This window comes from Anaeromyxobacter terrae (genome assembly GCF_022690685.1).
Taxonomy (GTDB): Bacteria; Myxococcota; Myxococcia; order Myxococcales; family Anaeromyxobacteraceae; genus Anaeromyxobacter; species Anaeromyxobacter terrae.
Map to the genome: position 1 here is coordinate 1 of NZ_JALCYY010000007.1, position 17089 is coordinate 17089.

Below are 17089 nucleotides of genomic sequence, written 5' to 3' on the forward strand. Positions count from 1 at the left end.
CTGCGCGCCGGGGCCGCCGGCCCGCCCGAGCCGCTCGCCGCCCGGGTCGCCCCGCGCGCGGGCCACGCCGAGGCCACCCTCGATCTCTCCGCCGCGTTCCCGCCCGCGACCGAGCGCGACTTCGGCAACGGGCTCACGAACGTCGTCGCGATCTACGTCTCGGTCGTGCCCGACGGCGCCCGCGCCCCGGCCGCGCTCTACGGGCGCGTGGTGGAGATCCTCTTCGACGTCTGGGAGGAGACGTACGCGGTGACCGTGAAGGACCCGCGCGCGCCGCAGGGCGTGCACTACGTGCTGCCGGACTTCGCGGCGCTGCGCCGCTTCCTCTCCGAGGCGCGCGGCGTCGACCTCGGCCCGGTGCAGGCGCTGCCCGTTGCGCCCTACCACCTCGAGGCGCGCGTCGAGGTGAACCCGGTCTCCCGCGAGCAGCTCCAGCGCACGCGCGAGTACATCGCGAACCCGGCCGCCGGCACCCGCACCTCCGGCGGAACGCGCAGCGTGCTCGGCGCGGTCGCGAGCTTCCTGCTACGCGAGCCCGATCCGGGCAGCGACGTGCACCTCTTCCGCTCGCGCACGTTCGCGCCGGGTGCCGCCGCGACGGGAGCGGGCCGGTGAGCGGCGCGCGCTCGCTGTTCCGCCGCGCGGCCGGCGTGCTGCGCGTCTCCCGGTTCGAGGCGAAGATCGCGGTCGCCCTCGTCGTCTCGGCGACGCTGCCGCTCCTCGGCGCGCTCCTGCTCGCCGGGAAGCTCGCCGAGGAGAACCTCGCGCTCGGCCTCGACCCCCGGGTCGTCGAGCGGCTCGAGGCGGTCCCCGCGCTGTACGGCGATCTCTTCCAGGCCCGCAAGCAGCTCTACGCCGAACAGGCGCGCTCGCTCGCGCGCGGGCTCCCCCAGGACCGGAGGCGGACGCGGGCCTACCTCGAGTCGGCGCTCGCGCGGACGCCACGGCTCAGGCGCGTGGCGCTGCACGCCGCGGACGGCGCGGTCGTCGCCGAGGCCGAGACGCAGGCCGAGAACCCCGAGGGCGAGTGGCGAGAGGCGCCGGCGCGGGTGGCGCTCCCCGGCGGCGGCCGGCTCGACTGCACCTTCGCGATCGAGGCGCGCTACTTCGCCGAGCTCGGCGAGGCGCGCGAGGTCGGGGAGCTCGTGCAGGGCGTCGACGCGCTCCGCTCGGAGATCCGCCGGAGCTACGTGCGCGCGTTCGCGCTGCTCCTCGTCGCCTGGGCGGCGGGCGCGGCCGCGATCGGCATCCTGCTCGCGCGCCGCACCACCCGGCGGGTCACGCGGCTCGTCGAGGCGGTCCGCCGGCTCGCCGCGGGCGATCTCGCGGTCCAGGTCGATCCCGGGCGCGCGAACGACGAGGTCGCCGGGCTCGCGCGCGCGTTCAACGCCATGGTCCGCGAGGTGCGGGAGAGCCGCGACCGGATCGTCTACCTCGAGAAGATCTCCGGCTGGCAGGACGTCGCGCGGCGGCTCGCGCACGAGATCAAGAACCCGCTCACGCCGATGAAGCTCGCGTTCCAGCAGCTCGAGGCCCGCTGGAAGGCGACCCGGCTCCGGGACCCCGACTTCGGCAAGCTGCTCGGCGAGGCGGGCGAGATCGTGCGCGAGGAGATCGGCACCCTGCAGCGGCTCGTGGACGAGTTCTCCGCGTTCGCGAAGCTCCCGGAGGTGAAGCCCGAGCCGGCGGAGCTCGGCGCCTTCGTGAAGGAGTTCCTCCGCACGAGCAAGCAGCTCGGCGCGGCCGCCGAGCTGTCCGTCGTGAAGGCGAGCGGGTCCTGCCCGGTCGCGCTCGACCGCCAGCTCATGCGCCGCGTGCTCACGAACCTCTGCCAGAACGCGATCGACGCGGCACGCCCCGCGCGCGCCCGGATCCACCTCGGCATCGCGCGCACGCGCCAGCGCGCCGTGCTCACCGTCGCGGACGAGGGGCCCGGCATCGACCGGGACCTCTGGGATCGGATCTTCGATCCGTACTTCACGACGAAGGGGGTGGGCGGGACCGGGCTCGGCCTCGCGATCGTGAAGAAGATCATCCTCCAGCACGGCGGGGAGATCCAGGTCGGCGATCGCCCCGGCGGCGGCGCATCCTTCTCCATCGCCCTGCCGCTCGCGCCGGAGGCGAAGAGCGCGGCGTGACCGGTTCAGCTCGAGCGCGCGACGCTGTAGCATCCACCGCATGGCATACGATCTCGGCGGCAAGGTCGCGCTCGTCACGGGCGCGACCGCGGGTTTCGGGGCGGCGTGCGCGGAGGCGCTCCTCGGCGCGGGCGCCCGGGTGGTCGCGACGGGCCGGCGCGAGGACCGGCTCGAGGCGCTCGCCGCGAAGGGCGGCGACCGGGTCCACACGGTCGTGCTCGACGTGCGCGACCGGGGGGCGGTCGAGGCGGCGATCGCGGGCCTCCCCGCGAGGTTCGCGGCGATCGACGTGCTCGTGAACAACGCGGGGCTGGCGCTCGGGCTCGAGCCCGCCCAGCGCGCGTCGCTCGACGAGTGGGAGACGATGATCGCCACGAACTGCACCGGGCTCGTGACCGTCACGCGCGCCGTGCTGCCGGGGATGGTCGAGCGGAACCTCGGGCACGTGGTGAACCTCGGCTCGGTCGCGGGGAGCTACCCGTACCCGGGCGGCAACGTGTACGGCGCGACGAAGGCGTTCGTGCGGCAGTTCTCGCTCAACCTGCGCGCCGACCTCCTCGGCACCGCGATCCGGGTGACGTCGATCGAGCCGGGGATGGCCGAGACGGAGTTCTCGGTCGTGCGGTTCGGCGGTGACGCCGAGCGCGCCAAGAAGGTCTACGAGGGCGTGACCCCGCTCTCGGGCGCCGACGTGGCCGACGCGATCCTCTGGTGCGTCACGCGCCCCGCGCACGTGAACGTGAACGCGCTCGAGCTCATGCCCGTGCAGCAGGCGTTCGCGCCGTTCTCGGTGAGCCGCAGGTAAGCCCGGTAGAACGGGACGGCGCCGCGCGGCCGAGCGGCCGGCGGCGCCGTCCCTTCGGGGCTCGAGCCGTCCGCCCCGCTACTCGCTCGCCTCCGCCCCCTGGGTCTCGGGGTAGCCGATCTCGTCCGCGAGCGGCTGCAGCTCGCGGCGGAGCTTCTCCAGGGCGCGGATCTCGAGCTGGCGGGCGCGCTCGCGCGAGAAGCCGAAGTGCTGGCCGAGGTCGCGCAGCGTCTCCTTGCCGTCGCCCATGATGCGCGCCTCGACGATGTGGCGCTCGCGCGGATCGAGGCGGCTCATCGCCTCGTTGACGCGCCGGTTCACGATCGCGTCCTCCTCGACGCGGGCGAGCTCCTCGTCCTGCGGGCTGGCGTCGGCGGGGGTGAACTCGAGGTGCGTGCTCGTCCCGTCGGCGACCGGGGCGTCGAGCGAGAGGTCGCGCCCCTCCATCCGCTGCTGCATCTCGACGACGTCGCTCGCCCGGACCCGGAGCTTCTTGGCGACGAGGTTCACGTCGATGCCCTCGGACTCGAGGCCGGCGCCGGGCGTCACGCGCTCGATCTCGTGCCGGGTGCGGGCGAGCGAGAAGAAGAGCTTCCGCTGCGCCTGCGTGGTCCCGATCTTCACGAGCGACCAGGACTTGAGGATGTGGTTCTGGATGTACGCGCGGATCCACCAGACGGCGTAGGAGATGAGCCGGATCTCCTTGTCCGGGTCGAACTTCTGCACGGCCTTCATGAGGCCGATGTTGCCCTCCTGGATGAGGTCGGCCATGCGGAGGCCGTAGGAGCGGTACTCGAAGGCCACCTTCACGACGAAGCGCAGGTTCGCCTCGACGAGCCGGTGGGCGGCGCGCGTCTTCCCTTCGTCCCGGAACTCGCGGGCCAGGCGGCGCTCCTCTTCGACGGTGAGGAGGGCGACCTTGTTGATCTCGCGGAGGTACTGGTCGAGGGTGCTGCTCGCGGCCGTCGTTCGATTCATCGTTCCTGCCTCCTGGTGGCGTCGGTGATGTCGCGTCCCGGCATCGAGCAACTGGCGTGCCGGGTACGATGTCCCCTGTTTTCGGCGCAAATACGGGAGATGCCGCGCCGCCGGGGCAGACGCAGACTGTAAGAACGAACGCGGTCGCCCGGTTCGAGGTCGGTAAGCGCGACAGGGGCGGCCAGCCATGGGCGCGAGCCTCCGCCGGCCACGGCGGCGCTTGCTCGCGCGCTCGCGCTCCGAGCGTCCTCGAGGAAAAGATGGCCTTCCGCCTCGGCGCGGGGCAACGGCTCACGAGAGGCCAGCCGGCGGTGCGAGCGCGGCCTGCTGCCCTGCCGCCCTGCGCCGAGAAGGCACCGATGGCCGCCCGTTTGCCGCGGGAGCAACTTGCAGGGAGGCCCGGCACGGAGCGGGCGACCATGACCGGCGAGACCATCTGGCCTGGGCGGCCCCACCCGCTCGGCGCGACCTGCGACGACGAGGGCACCAACTTCGCGGTCTACGCGCGCGAGGCGGACGACGTGGATCTCTGCCTCTTCGATCCCGCCGATCCCGCGCGCGAGGTCCGCCGCGTGCGGCTCACGGAGCGGACGGGGCACGTCTGGCACGGCTACCTTCCCGGCGTGAAGGCGGGGGCGCTCTACGGCTACCGCGCGCACGGCCCCTACGAGCCGGAGGCGGGCCTCCGCTACAACGGCGCGAAGCTGCTCGTCGACCCGTACGCCCGCGCGATCTCCGGCGAGGTCGATCTCGAGGGCCCCATCTTCTCGTACCGGCACGACGCGCCCGAGCAGGACCTCGCCCTCGACGAGCGCGACAGCGCCGCGGCGGTCCCGAAGGCGGTCGTCGTGGGAGCGGGCTTCGACTGGGGCGACGACCGGCCGCCGCGCACCCCGCTGCACCGGAGCCTCATCTACGAGGTGCACGTGAAGGGCTTCACGGCGCGCCACCCCGAGGTCCCGCCGGAGCTGCGCGGGACGTACGCGGGGTTCGGCTCGCCGCCGGCGGTCGCCCACCTGCAGCGGCTCGGCGTGACGGCGGTCGAGCTCCTGCCGATCCACGAGTACCTCGACGACCCCTTCCTGCGCGCGAAGGGGCTCACGAACTACTGGGGCTACTCCACCCTCGGCTTCTTCGCGCCGGAGCAGAGGTACGCCCGCGGCAGCCGCGGCGAGCAGGTGACCGAGTTCCGCGAGATGGTGAAGGCGCTGCACGCGGCCGGGATCGAGGTCATCCTCGACGTGGTCTACAACCACACCTGCGAGGGGAACCACCTCGGCCCGACGCTCTCGCTGAAGGGGCTCGACAACCGCAGCTACTACCGGCTCGTCGAGGAGTCCCCCCGCCACTACTGGGACGCGACCGGCTGCGGGAACTCGCTCGCCACGACGAACCCCCAGGCGCTGAAGCTCGTCATGGACTCGCTGCGGTACTGGGTCGAGGAGATGCACGTCGACGGCTTCCGCTTCGACCTCGCCGTCACGCTCGCCCGCGATCCGGAGCTCTTCGACGAGGCGTCCCGCTTCCTCGTCGCCGTCCACCAGGATCCGGTGCTCGCGCAGGTGAAGCTCATCGCCGAGCCGTGGGACCTCGGGCCGGACGGCTACAAGGTGGGCGCGTTCCCGGTGCGCTGGTCGGAGTGGAACGGCAAGTACCGCGACGTCGTGCGCCGCTTCTGGAAGGGGGACGAGGACCTGGCGAGCGAGATGGGCTACCGCCTCACCGGCTCCGCCGACCTCTACGAGGGGGCCGGGCGCAAGATCTACGCGAGCGTGAACTTCATCACCGCCCACGACGGCTTCACGCTGCGCGACCTCGTCAGCTACGGCCAGAAACACAACGAGGCGAACCTCGAGGACAACCGCGACGGCGCCGACGACAACCACTCCTGGAACTGCGGCGCCGAGGGGGAGACCGACGACCCCGCGATCCTCGCCCTGCGCGACCGGCAGATGCGGAACCTCATGGCGACGCTGCTCGTCTCGCAGGGCGTCCCGATGATCACCGCCGGCGACGAGATGGGGAAGACGCAGGGCGGGAACAACAACGCCTACTGCCACGACGACGAGGTGTCCTGGCTCGACTGGAACCTCGACGAGCGCAGCCGCGCGTTCCTCGCCTTCGTGCGCAAGCTGGTCGGGCTGCGGATGCAGCAGCCGGTGCTGCAGCGGCGCCGGTTCTTCCGCGGCGGCCACCCGTGGGACTCGTCGCTCAAGGACCTCGCCTGGTTCCGCCCCGACGGCGGCGAGATGACCGAGGAGGACTGGCAGAAGCCGTTCGCGAAGTCGGTCGCCTTCCTCCTCGGCGGCGACCAGATCGCGACCCCGGACGAGCGGGGCGAGCGGATCACGGGCGACTCCCTGCTCATCCTCCTCAACGCCTGGCACGAGCCCGTCACCTACGTCCTCCCCGACGTGGACTGGGGGCAGGAGTGGGAGCTGCTCGTGGACACCGCCGGCGCGAGCGAGGAGAAGCACGAGCACCTGAAGGCGCGCGGCACGGTGCCGGTCGAGGCCCGCTCCCTCGTGATCCTCTCGCGCCCGGCCGACCGCTGACGCGGCGCGCGAGGAACGCCGTCCCTGCGGCCGTGGAATCGCGCGGCGGCCGCAACAGGGCCTTATAATCCCTGCCCCATGGACGCGACGAAGCCGACCGTGCTCGTGGTGGACGACGAGCGCAACATCCGCCGCACGCTGCGCATGGTCCTCGAGGCGGAGGGCTACGCCGTCTCGGAGGCCGAGAGCGCGGAGGACGCGCTCAAGATCCTCGAGGGAGAGCCGGTCGATCTCGGCATCTTCGACATCCGCCTGCCCGGCATGGACGGGCTCACCCTGCTCTCCCGTGCGCGCGAGCTGTGGCGCGACCTGCCGGTCGTCGTCATCAGCGGTCACGCCGACACGAGCGACGTGGTGGACGCGGTGAAGCGCGGCGCGACCGACTTCTTCTCGAAGCCGGTCGATCGCGATCGCGTGCTCGTCTCGGTGAAGAACGCGCTCGCCCGGCGCTCGCTCGAGGAGAAGGTCCAGGTCCTCGCCGCCCGCGAGCGGAAGTTCCAGGACGAGATGCTCGGCGAGAGCCCGGCGATGCGGCGGCTGCGCGAGGACATCGCCAAGGTCGCCCCGACGAGCGGGCGCGTGCTCGTGCTCGGCGAGTCCGGCACCGGCAAGGAGCTCGTCGCGGCGGAGATCCACAGGCAGTCGAAGCGGGCGCAGGGGCCGTTCGTCAAGGTGAACTGCGCGGCCATCCCCTCCGAGCTCATCGAGAGCGAGCTCTTCGGCCACGAGAAGGGGAGCTTCTCCGGCGCGGCCGCGCGGCGGCGCGGCCAGTTCGAGGTCGCCCACGGCGGGACCCTGTTCCTCGACGAGATCGGCGACATGAGCCTCTCGGCGCAGGCGAAGGTGCTCCGCGCGCTGCAGACCGGCGAGATCGTGCGGGTCGGCAGCGAGCGCGCCCTCAACGTGGACGTCCGCGTCATCGCCGCGACGAACAAGGACCTCGAGGCCGAGGTGCGCGAGGGGACGTTCCGCGAGGACCTCTTCTTCCGCCTGAACGTGGTGCCGCTCGTCTCGCCGCCCCTCCGCGAGCGGCTCGAGGACGTGCCGCTCCTCGCCGAGCGCTTCTTCCAGCTCGCCGCGCGCGAGAACGGGACGCGCCCGAAGGCGATCGACCCCGAGGTGTACGACCGCCTGCGCGCCTACCGCTGGCCGGGCAACGTGCGCGAGCTCCGCAACGTCTGCGAGCGGATGGTGATCATGAGCGGCGACCGGATCACGGCCGCGGACGTGCCGGAGAGCGTCGGCCCGCGCCAGGCCGCGGCGCCCGCCGCCGGCGCGTCGGACCTGTCGCGCTACGGAGAGGTCCCGCTCCGCGAGCTCCGCGATCTCGTCGAGCGCGACTACATCCTGAAGAAGCTCGAGGAGCACGACTGGAACATCACGCAGGCGGCCCAGGCGCTCGGCGTCGAGCGCACGAACCTGCACAAGAAGATCAAGCAGCACGGGCTCTCCCGCGCGGGGCGGGGCGCGCCCGCGGCGGAGCCGGACGGCGACGAGGGGTGAGCGACCCCGTGCGCCCGGCCCACGCCATCCCCGGCCTCCCGCCCGAGCCGCCCCGCGCGCCCGAGTCCGAGGAGCGCGTCGCGCGGCTCGGGCGCCGCTCCCCCGGCCGCCTCGACGAGGTCCTCGCGCTGTGCCGGCTCTCCGCCGATCCCGACCTCGCCCTCGCCGGCGTCGAGCGGTACCTGGACGGCGCAGGCGAGCTCCCGGCGGACCGTGATCTGCTCGAGGCGCTCGTCCTCCTCGCCGGCTCGTCGCGCATGGTCCCGGCGCTCCTCGCGCGGGATCCGCGGCTCCTCCGCCGCGCCGCGCGCTCGCCGTTCCTCGCTCGCGAGCGCCCGGAGGCCGACCTGCACCGGCTCCTCGCCCGCGCGGTGCGCCGGCTCGATCCGGACGACGTCCCGGGCCTCCTGCGCCTGCTCCGCGCGCTGCGCGCCCGCGAGATCGTCCGCATCGCCCTGCGCGATCTGCGGCGCGCGCGGGTGAAGGAGGTCACCGCGGAGCTCTCCTCCCTCGCGACCGCCTCCCTCGACGCGGCGATCCGCTTCCACGACCGCCGCCTGCGCGCTCGCCACGGCCCGCCCGCGGGGCTCGAGGATCGCGAGCCGGGCGCGGGCTTCTGCGCCATCGCGATGGGGAAGCTCGGCGCCCGCGAGCTCAACTTCTCGTCCGACGTCGACCTCATCTACGTCTACGACCGGGACGGCCAGACCGGCGGCGAGCGGCCGGTGACGCACTTCGCCTACTTCGCGAAGCTCGCCGAGCTCGTGACCGAGGCGATCGCGAAGCCCACCGAGGACGGCTTCGTCTTCCGCGTCGACCTGAACCTCCGGCCCGACGGGCAGAACGGGCCCATCGTCAACAGCGTCCGCGCCGCCGAGCTCTACTACCAGTCGTTCGGCCGCACCTGGGAGCGGAACGCGCTCGTGAAGGCGCGCCCCGCCGCGGGCGACCTCGCGGCGGGCGACGAGCTCCTGCGCCAGCTCGAGCCGTTCGTGTGGCGGCGCAGCCTCGACCTCGACGTGCTCGCCGAGATCCAGGCGATGAAGGCGCGCATCGACGCGCGCGCCGGCGCGGAGGGGAAGGACGACCTGAAGCTCGGCAAGGGCGGCATCCGCGAGGCCGAGTTCTTCGTCTCCGCGCTCCAGCTGCTCCACGGCGGCCGCGCGGACGGGAAGGCGCTGCGGGAGCGCGCGGTGCTGCCCGCCCTCGACCGGCTCCTCTTCGCCGGCGTCGTGCCTGCGAAGGACGGCGACGTGCTCGCCGACGCGTACCTGTTCCTGCGGCGCGCGGAGCACCGCGTCCAGATGGTGGAGGGCGCGCAGACGCACCGGCTCCCCCCCGCCGGCGAGCGGCTCGGCCTCGCGCGCGGGATGGGCTACGCGACGGAGGAGGCGTTCGAGACCGCGCTCGCGGCGCACCGCGAGCGGGTGGCGAGGCTCTTCGGCGGGCTCCTCGGGGCGGCGGCCGAGGAGGCGCCGCTCGACCCGGAGCTCGCGCTCCTCGCCGACCCCGACGTCGAGGCCGCGCGCCGGGCCGAGATCGCCTCCCGGCGCGGGCTCGTCGACCCGGACCGCGTGCTCGCCGCCATCGACGCCATGGCCCGGCGGCGCACGCCCTTCTCGCCCCACGGCGACCCCGCCGCCGCGGTCGCGCTCCTCGCCGACGCGCTCGGCACGCCCGATCCCGACCAGGCGATCTCGCACCTCGCCGACTTCGCCGCCGCGCTCTCGAACCCCGGGCCGTACTTCCGCATGCTCGCCGAGCACCGGCGCGTCGCCCGGCTCCTGCTCTCCCTCTTCGGCACCTCCGACTTCCTCTCGAAGCGGTTCCTGCGCCACCCGGAGCTCATCGACCTGCTGCTCCGCCAGGATCAGGTCCTGCTCGAGAAGGACGCGGCCCGGTTCAGCGCCGACCTCGACGAGCGGCTCGCCGCGCTCCCGGCGGACCTCGAGCCGGACGACCTCCTCGAGCGCCAGCTCGGCGAGCTCCGGCGCTTCAAGAACGAGGAGATCCTGCGCGTCGCGATCCACGACATCGCGGGCACGATCGACCTGCCCGCCATCGCCCGCCAGCTCTCCGACCTCGCCGAGGTCTGCCTCGAGCGCTGCCTCGAGCTCGCGGAGGGCGAGGCGCGCGCGAAGGGGGTGCTGCCCCCGTCGCGGCTGTGCGTCGTCGGGATGGGCAAGCTCGGCGGGCGCGAGCTCGGCTACCACTCCGACCTCGACCTCGTGTTCCTCTACCGGGGCGGCGGAGGCGAGCACCACACGGCCTACTCGCGGCTCGCGCAGCGCTTCATGTCCTTCCTGCAGATGCCGCTCCGCGAGGGCCGGCTCTACGCCATCGACACGCGGCTCCGCCCGTCGGGGAACCAGGGCGCGCTCGTCATCGGCACCGAGGGGTTCACGCGCTACCACATGGGCGACGCGCTCCCGGGCGGCGGGGCGCGCGACGGCGCCGCCGGCCCGGTGCGGAGCCAGCTGTGGGAGCGGCAGGCGCTCCTCCGCGCGCGGCACGTCGCAGGCGATCCCGCGCCCTTCGCCGAGATCGAGGCGCAGGTCATCGTGCCGGCGGTGTACGGGCGCCGCGAGGATCGCGCGGAGCTCGCCGCCGAGATCCGCCGCATGCGGGAGCGGATGGAGAGCGAGCTCGCGAAGGAGGCCTCGCGCGGCAAGAACCCGAAGACCGGGCACGGCGGCCTCGTGGACGTCGAGTTCGCCGCGCAGTTCCTCCAGCTCGCCCACGGCCACGCGCACCCGGAGATCCGCACCGGCTCCACTCCGGTCGCCCTCGAGCGGCTCCGGGCGGCCGGGCTCCTGCGCGAGGCCGAGTTCGAGGCGCTCGCCCGCGGCTACGACTTCCTGCGCCGGGTCGAGCTCCGGCTCCGCATCGTGCACGACTTCGCGATCGACCACCTCCCCGAGAGCGGCCCCGCGCTGCACCAGCTCGCGCGCCGGCTCGGGTACTACGGCCCCGCGCCCGGCGACCGGTTCCTCGCGGACTACGCGCGCACCACCGGCGCCGTCCGCCAGGCGTTCGACGCCGTGGTGCGCTGAGCCGTGGTGCGCTGACGTGGGCGGGCGGCGGGCGTCCGGGCCGGTCTTCGTCGCCGGAGCGGACTCGTCTACAATCCCGCCGCCTTGCCCTCCGACGACGCCCTCGACGCGCTGCACCAGGACCTCCGGCCCTTCTGCGAGGCGGAGGCCGTGCTCGTCCGCGACGTCGTGTCGAGCTCGCCCTGGCTCTCGGAGCCGGACGAGGCCGCGCTCCGCTACGCGCTCAACCTCGCGCGCACCACGCTCGTCCGCGCGCCGGACGGCGGCGACGTCGATCTGGGTGGGCTCCTCGCCCCCTTCCGCGAGGACGTCCGCGCGCTCGCGCTGCCCGCGTTGCTCGGCAAGGGCGGCATCGACCGCGGCGAGCTCGCCCGCGTCTTGCCCGGCCTGGCGCTCCACGCGCGCGCCTGGCGCGGCCGCGCCGCCGCCGCGTTCGCGGGCCGGCTGCCGCCCGAGGCCATCGACCGGGAGGTCTGCGAGAAGGCGCTCGTGCTCGTGGCGGGCGGCGGCGGCGGCGTCGCGTGGTCCTACCTCGGCGCCTTCGCGCTCCTCGAGCAGTACGGCCTCGTGCCGCGCCTCCTCGCCGGCACGAGCATGGGCGCGGTGCTCCTCCTCTTCCGCGCGCGACGCCTCCGCTGGCACCCGGGCGACGTCGACGAGGCGATGCGCTCGCTCTCGTTCCGCTCGATCTTCCGCTTCCTCCAGACCGGCTCGCGCTACGGCCTGCCCGCCGCGATGCGGCTCTACCTCCGCGCCGCCATCGGCGAGTTCCTGCGCGGCCCCGACGGCCACCCGCTCACCCTGGGCCAGCTCGCCGTCCCGCTCGTCGTCGCCGTCACCGGCATCCGCAACGGCGCCCTCCCGCGCGACCCGAGCTACTACGAGCACCTCCTCGACCTGCACGGCCGCGAGGCCCGCCCCCACGTCGTGAAGCGGATGATGTCGGAGGCGTTCCAGGCGGTCGCCGAGCTCATCGTGCAGCGGGACCGCTTCGCCCGCGTCTACCTCGGCGGCGACGACGGGACCCGCGCGTTCGACGCCATCGACGCGGTCGGCTTCTCCTCCGCGCTGCCGGGCGTCATTCACTACGACGTGCTGCGCGACGACGAGCGCATGCACCGGCTCCTCGCCGAGCTCTTCGAGCGCCACGATCTGTTCCGGCTGGTGGACGGCGGCCTCGTCGACAACCTCCCCGCGCGCGAGGCGTGGGTCAACGTGCAGCGCGGCGCCATCGGCGCGCGGAACGCGTTCGTGCTCGCGCTCGAGGGCTTCGGGCCCAAGATCACCCAGCCGCTCTGGTTCGGCCTCGAGCAGCTCGCCGCCCAGAACGTGGCGCGCAACCGCCCCTTCGTGCACCACCACCGCTCGTTCGCGCAGGTGCTCTCGCCGGTGGAGGTCGTGCCCTCCGAGCGCGCGCTCCAGCGGGCCATCCAGGCGGGCAAGGCCGAGCTCCACCCGGACATGCCGTTCATAGCGCGCATGTGCCGGCCCTTCCCGCCGCTCGCGGCCTGACGGCGGCGTCCGCCTCGGGGCCCGCCCCGGCCCTTGAAACGCCCCACGCCGTCGGGCATGTTCGACCCTCCACCATCGCTAAAGCGGGAAGGCCGGCATGATCAAGGCGGACAAGATCTGGCTCGACGGGAAGCTCGTCGCCTTCGAGGACGCGAAGGTCCACGCCCTCACCCACGCCCTGCACTACGGCATGGGCGTCTTCGAGGGCATCCGCGCGTACCGCGGAGCCGACGGCCGCCCGGCCGTGTTCCGGCTGCGCGAGCACGTACAGCGCCTCTTCGACTCCGCGCACATCGTGCTGATGGAGATCCCATACTCGGTCGAGCAGCTCGAGCAGGCCTGCGTCGAGACGCTCAAGGCGAACAAGCTCGACGCCGGCTACCTCCGCCCGCTCGCCTTCTTCGGAGCGGGGGCCCTGGGCGTCGGCGCGGTGAACCCGGTCCAGGTCATGGTCGCCGCCTGGCCGTGGGGCGCCTACCTCTCGGAGGAGGGCATGAAGCGCGGCATCCGCGCGAAGGTCTCCTCGTTCACGCGCATGCACGTGAACGTGAACATGGTCCGCGCCAAGATCTCGGGCCAGTACGTGAACTCGTTCCTCGCCACCCGCGAGGCGGCCCTGAGCGGCTTCGACGAGGCGATCCTCCTCGACACCGAGGGCTACGTGGCCGAGGGCGCGGGCGAGAACATCTTCATCGTGAAGAACGGCGTGCTCCAGACGCCGCCGCTCTCGTCGCCGGTCCTCGCCGGCATCACCCGCGACACGGTCCTCCGCATCGCGCGCGACCTCGGGATCCCGGTGCGCGAGGAGAAGTTCACGCGCGACACGATGTACCTCGCCGACGAGCTCTTCATGACCGGCACGGCCGCCGAGGTAACCCCGGTGCGCGAGGTGGACGGCCGCCGCATCGGCAAGGGCGAGCCCGGGCCGGTGGTGAAGAAGGTCCAGGAGACCTTCTTCCGCGCCGTGCGCGGCGAGGAGCAGCGCTACCGGGAGTGGCTCACGGCGTACTGAGCCTCCGCCTGACGGGCCGTCCAGGGACGGCCCCCCTCTCCGACGCCGCCGCGCGCTCCCGCCGGCGGCGTCTCCTTTTGGGGGTGCCTCGCGCCCGCGGCCGAGGCGGGGATCTGCCCCCAACAGGGCCCCGGCTCGAGCGCCCCGTCTCTCCAGCACAAGTCATCGGAATGGCGGCGATTTCTGAAGCTCGCCCCGACGAGGTACGGGCGACCGTACGAGCGCGCGGAACAAAACCGCCCGAAGGCCCGTTCCAACCGCCAGAGTCGATGTTGGGTTGACGATGGGCGAAGCCTTCGGCTAGATTGCGCGCGGCTTCCGGCCAGGATGACCTGAAAATCACCCCACAGTACAAGCACTTGAGGCTGGTCACCGGGCAACGTTCCCGGGGAGACCGCCGGGGCTCGAGGAGCACGACAAAATGCGGACCCGATACGTCGACATCGACGATCGCATGGAGGACCTCGCCGACCGGATGCAGAGCGCACCCGAGCTCGGCGCGGACTTCCTCCAGAAGTACGAGCTTTCGTGGCTGTACCACGAGAACGCGCTCGAGGGCGTCGTCTACACGCCCCAGGAGCTCGCGGCGGCGCTCGCGAACCAGCCGCTCGCGGACGCCACGTTCGTCACCGCCCTCTCGGCGCTGCGGAACCACAAGACCGCGCTCGATCTCGTCCGCGAGGAGGCGAAGGCCAAGCGGCCGAAGCTCACCCTCGCGCTCGTGAAGCGGCTCTACGAGACGCTCTGCGGCGGACCCGAGAAGACGCCGCCCGACTTCCGGAGGGACATGCCCCTTCACCGGGCGTACTTCCACGAGATCGCCCAGCCCGCCAAGATCCCCGCCGCCCTGGAGAAGGTCCTCGAGGCGACCGAGGCGTCGGAGTTCCGTCACCTCCACCCGATCCAGCAGATCGCCCGGCTGCAGCACGGCTTCATGCAGGTGTTCCCGTACACCGACCAGTCCGGCCGCATCGCCCGGCTGCTCGCGAACCTCCTGCTCGTGCACGCCGGCTACCCGCTCCTCCTCATCGTCCACTCCACCGATCGGCAGCGGTACTACGACTCGCTCCGCTTCGCGGAGGCGGTGCTCCGCGACCTCACCGTGGAGGCGCTCGACAACGCGCTCGAGCAGGCCGAGAAGTACTTCGCCGCGAACGTCCGGGCGAAGGCCGCCCGCTAGTGATGTTCTGGGGGGGGGGGGGGGGGCCCGCCCCCCCCCCGCGCGCCGGGCCCAGGCCGCCCCCGCGAGCGGCTTCGCCGATTCCGCGTTGCCGCCCCGGCGGCTCGCTTCGCTCGCGTTTAGCACCTCGGACATCGCTCGAGCAGCGCTGCGCCCGGTCGGGGAATCCCCCGACCGGGTGTCTTATTTCACGATCCGGAGGGGCTCGGAGGAGACCGGCGCGGCGACCATGCCCTCGGGCATGGCCCCGGAGTGCTGGCAAGGGTGCGCGTCTCTTGGGCTTTTCGTCCCGGCTGGGACGATCGGGGCGAGCATGGCGATGCCACGCCCGCCTATTGTATAGATGCGCGCCCCATGTTCCTCGGAGCCCACGAAGGCATCGCAGGCGGAGTGTCGACCGCCTTCTCCCGCGCCGAAGCGGACGGGGCCGATTGCCTGCAGATCTTCACGCGCAACGCGCGCGGCTGGGCGGCGAAGCCGCTCGAGGACGACGAGGTCGCGCGCTTCAAGGGCGAGGCCAGGCGAACGAAGCTGCCCACCGCCGCCCACTCCTCCTACCTCCTCAACTGCGCCGCGCAGGACGTCGAGATCCGCAAGAAGAGCTGGGAGGGGCTGGCCGACGAGCTCGGCCGCTGCGACCGGCTCGGGATCCCTTCGCTCATCTTTCACCCCGGCAGCCACGACGACGAGGCCGCGGGGGTCCGGCTCGTGGCGGAGGCCATCGAGCGCGCGCTGGACGCGGTCCCGGGGAGGTCGCGGCTGCTCGTCGAGACCACCGCCGGCCAGGGGACCAGCCTCGGCTGGCGCTTCGAGCAGCTCGCCGCCATCCGCGCGGCGGTCCCGGCCGCGCCGCGCAGGCGCGTCGGCGTGTGCGTCGACACCTGCCACCTCTTCGCGGCCGGCTACGACTTCGGCACCGAGGCGGGCTACGCGCGGACCTTCGAGGAGCTCGACCGGGTCGTCGGCCTCGCGCACGTGCGCGCGTTCCACCTGAACGACTCGAAGAAGCCGCTCGGGTGCCGGGTCGATCGGCACGAGCACATCGGAGAGGGGGCGATGGGGCTCGCCCCGTTCCGCCTCCTCGTGAACGACGCCCGGTTCGCGGACCTGCCCGGGTTCGTGGAGACCGAGTCGCGCTGGAAGGAGAACATCGAGGTGCTCCGCGGCCTCGTTCGTCGCCGATGAAGTCCCCCCATCCCATGCGCCACCAGAATGAAGAGCCGACTCGATCACGTGCGCGGCCGCCCGTGCAATCCGCCCGGATGACGCTCTACCCGCGCCATATCGCGAGCACGAAGGCGAAGCTCGACCGTCTCATCGAGTACGCCCGCTCCCACAAGCGCGCGCTGATCCTCACGCACGACAACCCGGACCCGGACTCCATCGCGGCCGGCGTCGCGCTCGCCCACCTCCTCGACAAGCTCGCCGGGGTCGAGGCGATCGTCGCCTACGGCGGCATCGTCGGCCGCGCCGAGAACCGCGCCCTCGTCCGCGTGTTGAAGCTCCCGGTCGTGCCGGTGTCGCGCGTCGTCTTCGACGAGTACGACCTCATCTGCATGGTCGATACCCAGCCGGAGCAGGGGAACCACTCGCTGCCGGCCCGCCACTTCCCCGACGTGGTGATCGACCACCACCCGGAGCGGCCCGACTCGCACCTCGCTCCCATCGCCGACGTGGGCGGCCCGCTCGGCGCGACCTCCACGGTGCTCGCCGAGTACTTCCGCGCGAGCGGGCTCGAGATGCCCGCCCAGGTCGCGACCGCGCTCTTCTACGGCATCAAGGCGGACACGCGCGACCTGGGCCGTCAGACCACGCAGATCGACGTGGACGCGTACCTGTGGCTGTTCCCGATGGTGGACAAGGAAGCCCTCGGCGACATCGAGCACCCGCGGTTGCCCGACGACTACTTCCGCCTCTACCACGTGGCGATCGAGAAGGCGCACGTCTACGAGGACGAGGTCGTGATCTGCGACCTCGGCGAGATCTACACGCCGGACATGGTCGCGGAGGTCGCCGAGCGGTTCATGTACCTCGAGGGCATGCGCTGGTCGCTCGCCTTCGCGGAGTACGAGGACCAGCTCTACTTCTCGGTCCGGACGGGCGACCGTCGCATGAACGCGGGCCGGCTCATCCGCGAGGTCATCGAGGCGATGGGCGGCTCCGCCGGCGGTCACGGGACGATGGCCGGCGCCCGGTTGCCGATGAAGGGGCTCTCCGGCGCGGCGAAGAAGCGGCTGCGGGAGGAGGTCGTCCGGAGCTTCCTCGACGCGTTCGGGGTGAGCGCCCGGAAGGTCCGCAGCCTCGTGTGATCCGCGGTGGCGCCCCGGCGGGCTCGCTTCGCTCCGCCCGGTCG

General features: G+C 72.9%; 12 protein-coding genes. 11 read left to right on the plus strand and 1 reads right to left on the minus strand.

The genetic code is table 11. From position 1 onward, the window contains the following. From MNY62_RS04520 to MNY62_RS04530, 3 genes are all read left to right on the plus strand, one after another. On the plus strand, positions 1-615 hold a 615-nt coding region (locus tag MNY62_RS04520), incomplete at its 5' end, for a hypothetical protein (protein ID WP_242342914.1). Then, entirely contained in the window at positions 612-2138 is a 1527-nt protein-coding gene (locus tag MNY62_RS04525; protein ID WP_242342915.1) for a sensor histidine kinase, read from the plus strand. The genes MNY62_RS04520 and MNY62_RS04525, both read left to right, overlap by 4 nt. A 40-nt stretch (positions 2139-2178) precedes the next feature. Next, on the plus strand, positions 2179-2943 hold the full coding sequence (locus MNY62_RS04530) for an SDR family oxidoreductase (protein WP_242342916.1): 765 nt from the start codon (positions 2179-2181) through the stop codon (positions 2941-2943). A gap of 78 nt (positions 2944-3021) precedes the next feature. On the opposite strand, the gene MNY62_RS04535 is transcribed toward MNY62_RS04530, so the two are convergent. Then, a complete protein-coding gene (locus MNY62_RS04535; protein WP_242342917.1) occupies positions 3022-3921 on the minus strand; it encodes an RNA polymerase factor sigma-32 in 900 nt (299 codons plus the stop codon). 419 nt (positions 3922-4340) lie between these two features. On the opposite strand from MNY62_RS04535, the gene glgX reads away from it, so the two are divergent. From glgX to MNY62_RS04575, 8 genes are all read left to right on the plus strand, one after another. Next, positions 4341-6476 carry a glycogen debranching protein GlgX gene (gene glgX / locus MNY62_RS04540; RefSeq protein WP_242342918.1) on the plus strand — a complete coding sequence of 712 codons (2136 nt, stop codon included), beginning with the start codon at positions 4341-4343 and terminating at the stop codon, positions 6474-6476. A gap of 78 nt (positions 6477-6554) precedes the next feature. Beyond that, the gene (locus MNY62_RS04545) at positions 6555-7979 is read left to right on the plus strand and encodes a sigma-54-dependent transcriptional regulator (RefSeq protein WP_242342919.1); all 1425 of its coding nucleotides are present in this window, start codon (positions 6555-6557) and stop codon (positions 7977-7979) included. Further along, the gene (glnE, locus tag MNY62_RS04550) at positions 7976-11032 is read left to right on the plus strand and encodes a bifunctional [glutamate--ammonia ligase]-adenylyl-L-tyrosine phosphorylase/[glutamate--ammonia-ligase] adenylyltransferase (protein ID WP_242342920.1); all 3057 of its coding nucleotides are present in this window, start codon (positions 7976-7978) and stop codon (positions 11030-11032) included. Before MNY62_RS04545 ends, glnE begins: the two co-directional genes overlap by 4 nt. Before the next feature lie 84 nt (positions 11033-11116). Continuing rightward, positions 11117-12544: a patatin-like phospholipase family protein gene (locus tag MNY62_RS04555; RefSeq protein ID WP_242342921.1), complete on the plus strand. Its 1428-nt coding sequence runs from the start codon at positions 11117-11119 to the stop codon at positions 12542-12544. A gap of 97 nt (positions 12545-12641) precedes the next feature. Beyond that, the gene (locus MNY62_RS04560; RefSeq protein WP_242342922.1) at positions 12642-13556 is read left to right on the plus strand and encodes a branched-chain amino acid transaminase; all 915 of its coding nucleotides are present in this window, start codon (positions 12642-12644) and stop codon (positions 13554-13556) included. 421 nt (positions 13557-13977) lie between these two features. Next, positions 13978-14736 carry a Fic family protein gene (locus MNY62_RS04565; protein WP_242342923.1) on the plus strand — a complete coding sequence of 253 codons (759 nt, stop codon included), beginning with the start codon at positions 13978-13980 and terminating at the stop codon, positions 14734-14736. Between the two features lie 354 nt (positions 14737-15090). After that, entirely contained in the window at positions 15091-15921 is an 831-nt protein-coding gene (locus MNY62_RS04570) for a deoxyribonuclease IV (RefSeq protein WP_242342924.1), read from the plus strand. Continuing rightward, positions 15918-17045, plus strand: a complete 1128-nt coding sequence (locus tag MNY62_RS04575; RefSeq protein WP_242342925.1) for a DHH family phosphoesterase — start codon at positions 15918-15920, stop codon at positions 17043-17045. The genes MNY62_RS04570 and MNY62_RS04575 overlap by 4 nt, the downstream gene beginning before the upstream one ends. The last annotated feature ends 44 nt before the right edge of the window (positions 17046-17089 follow it).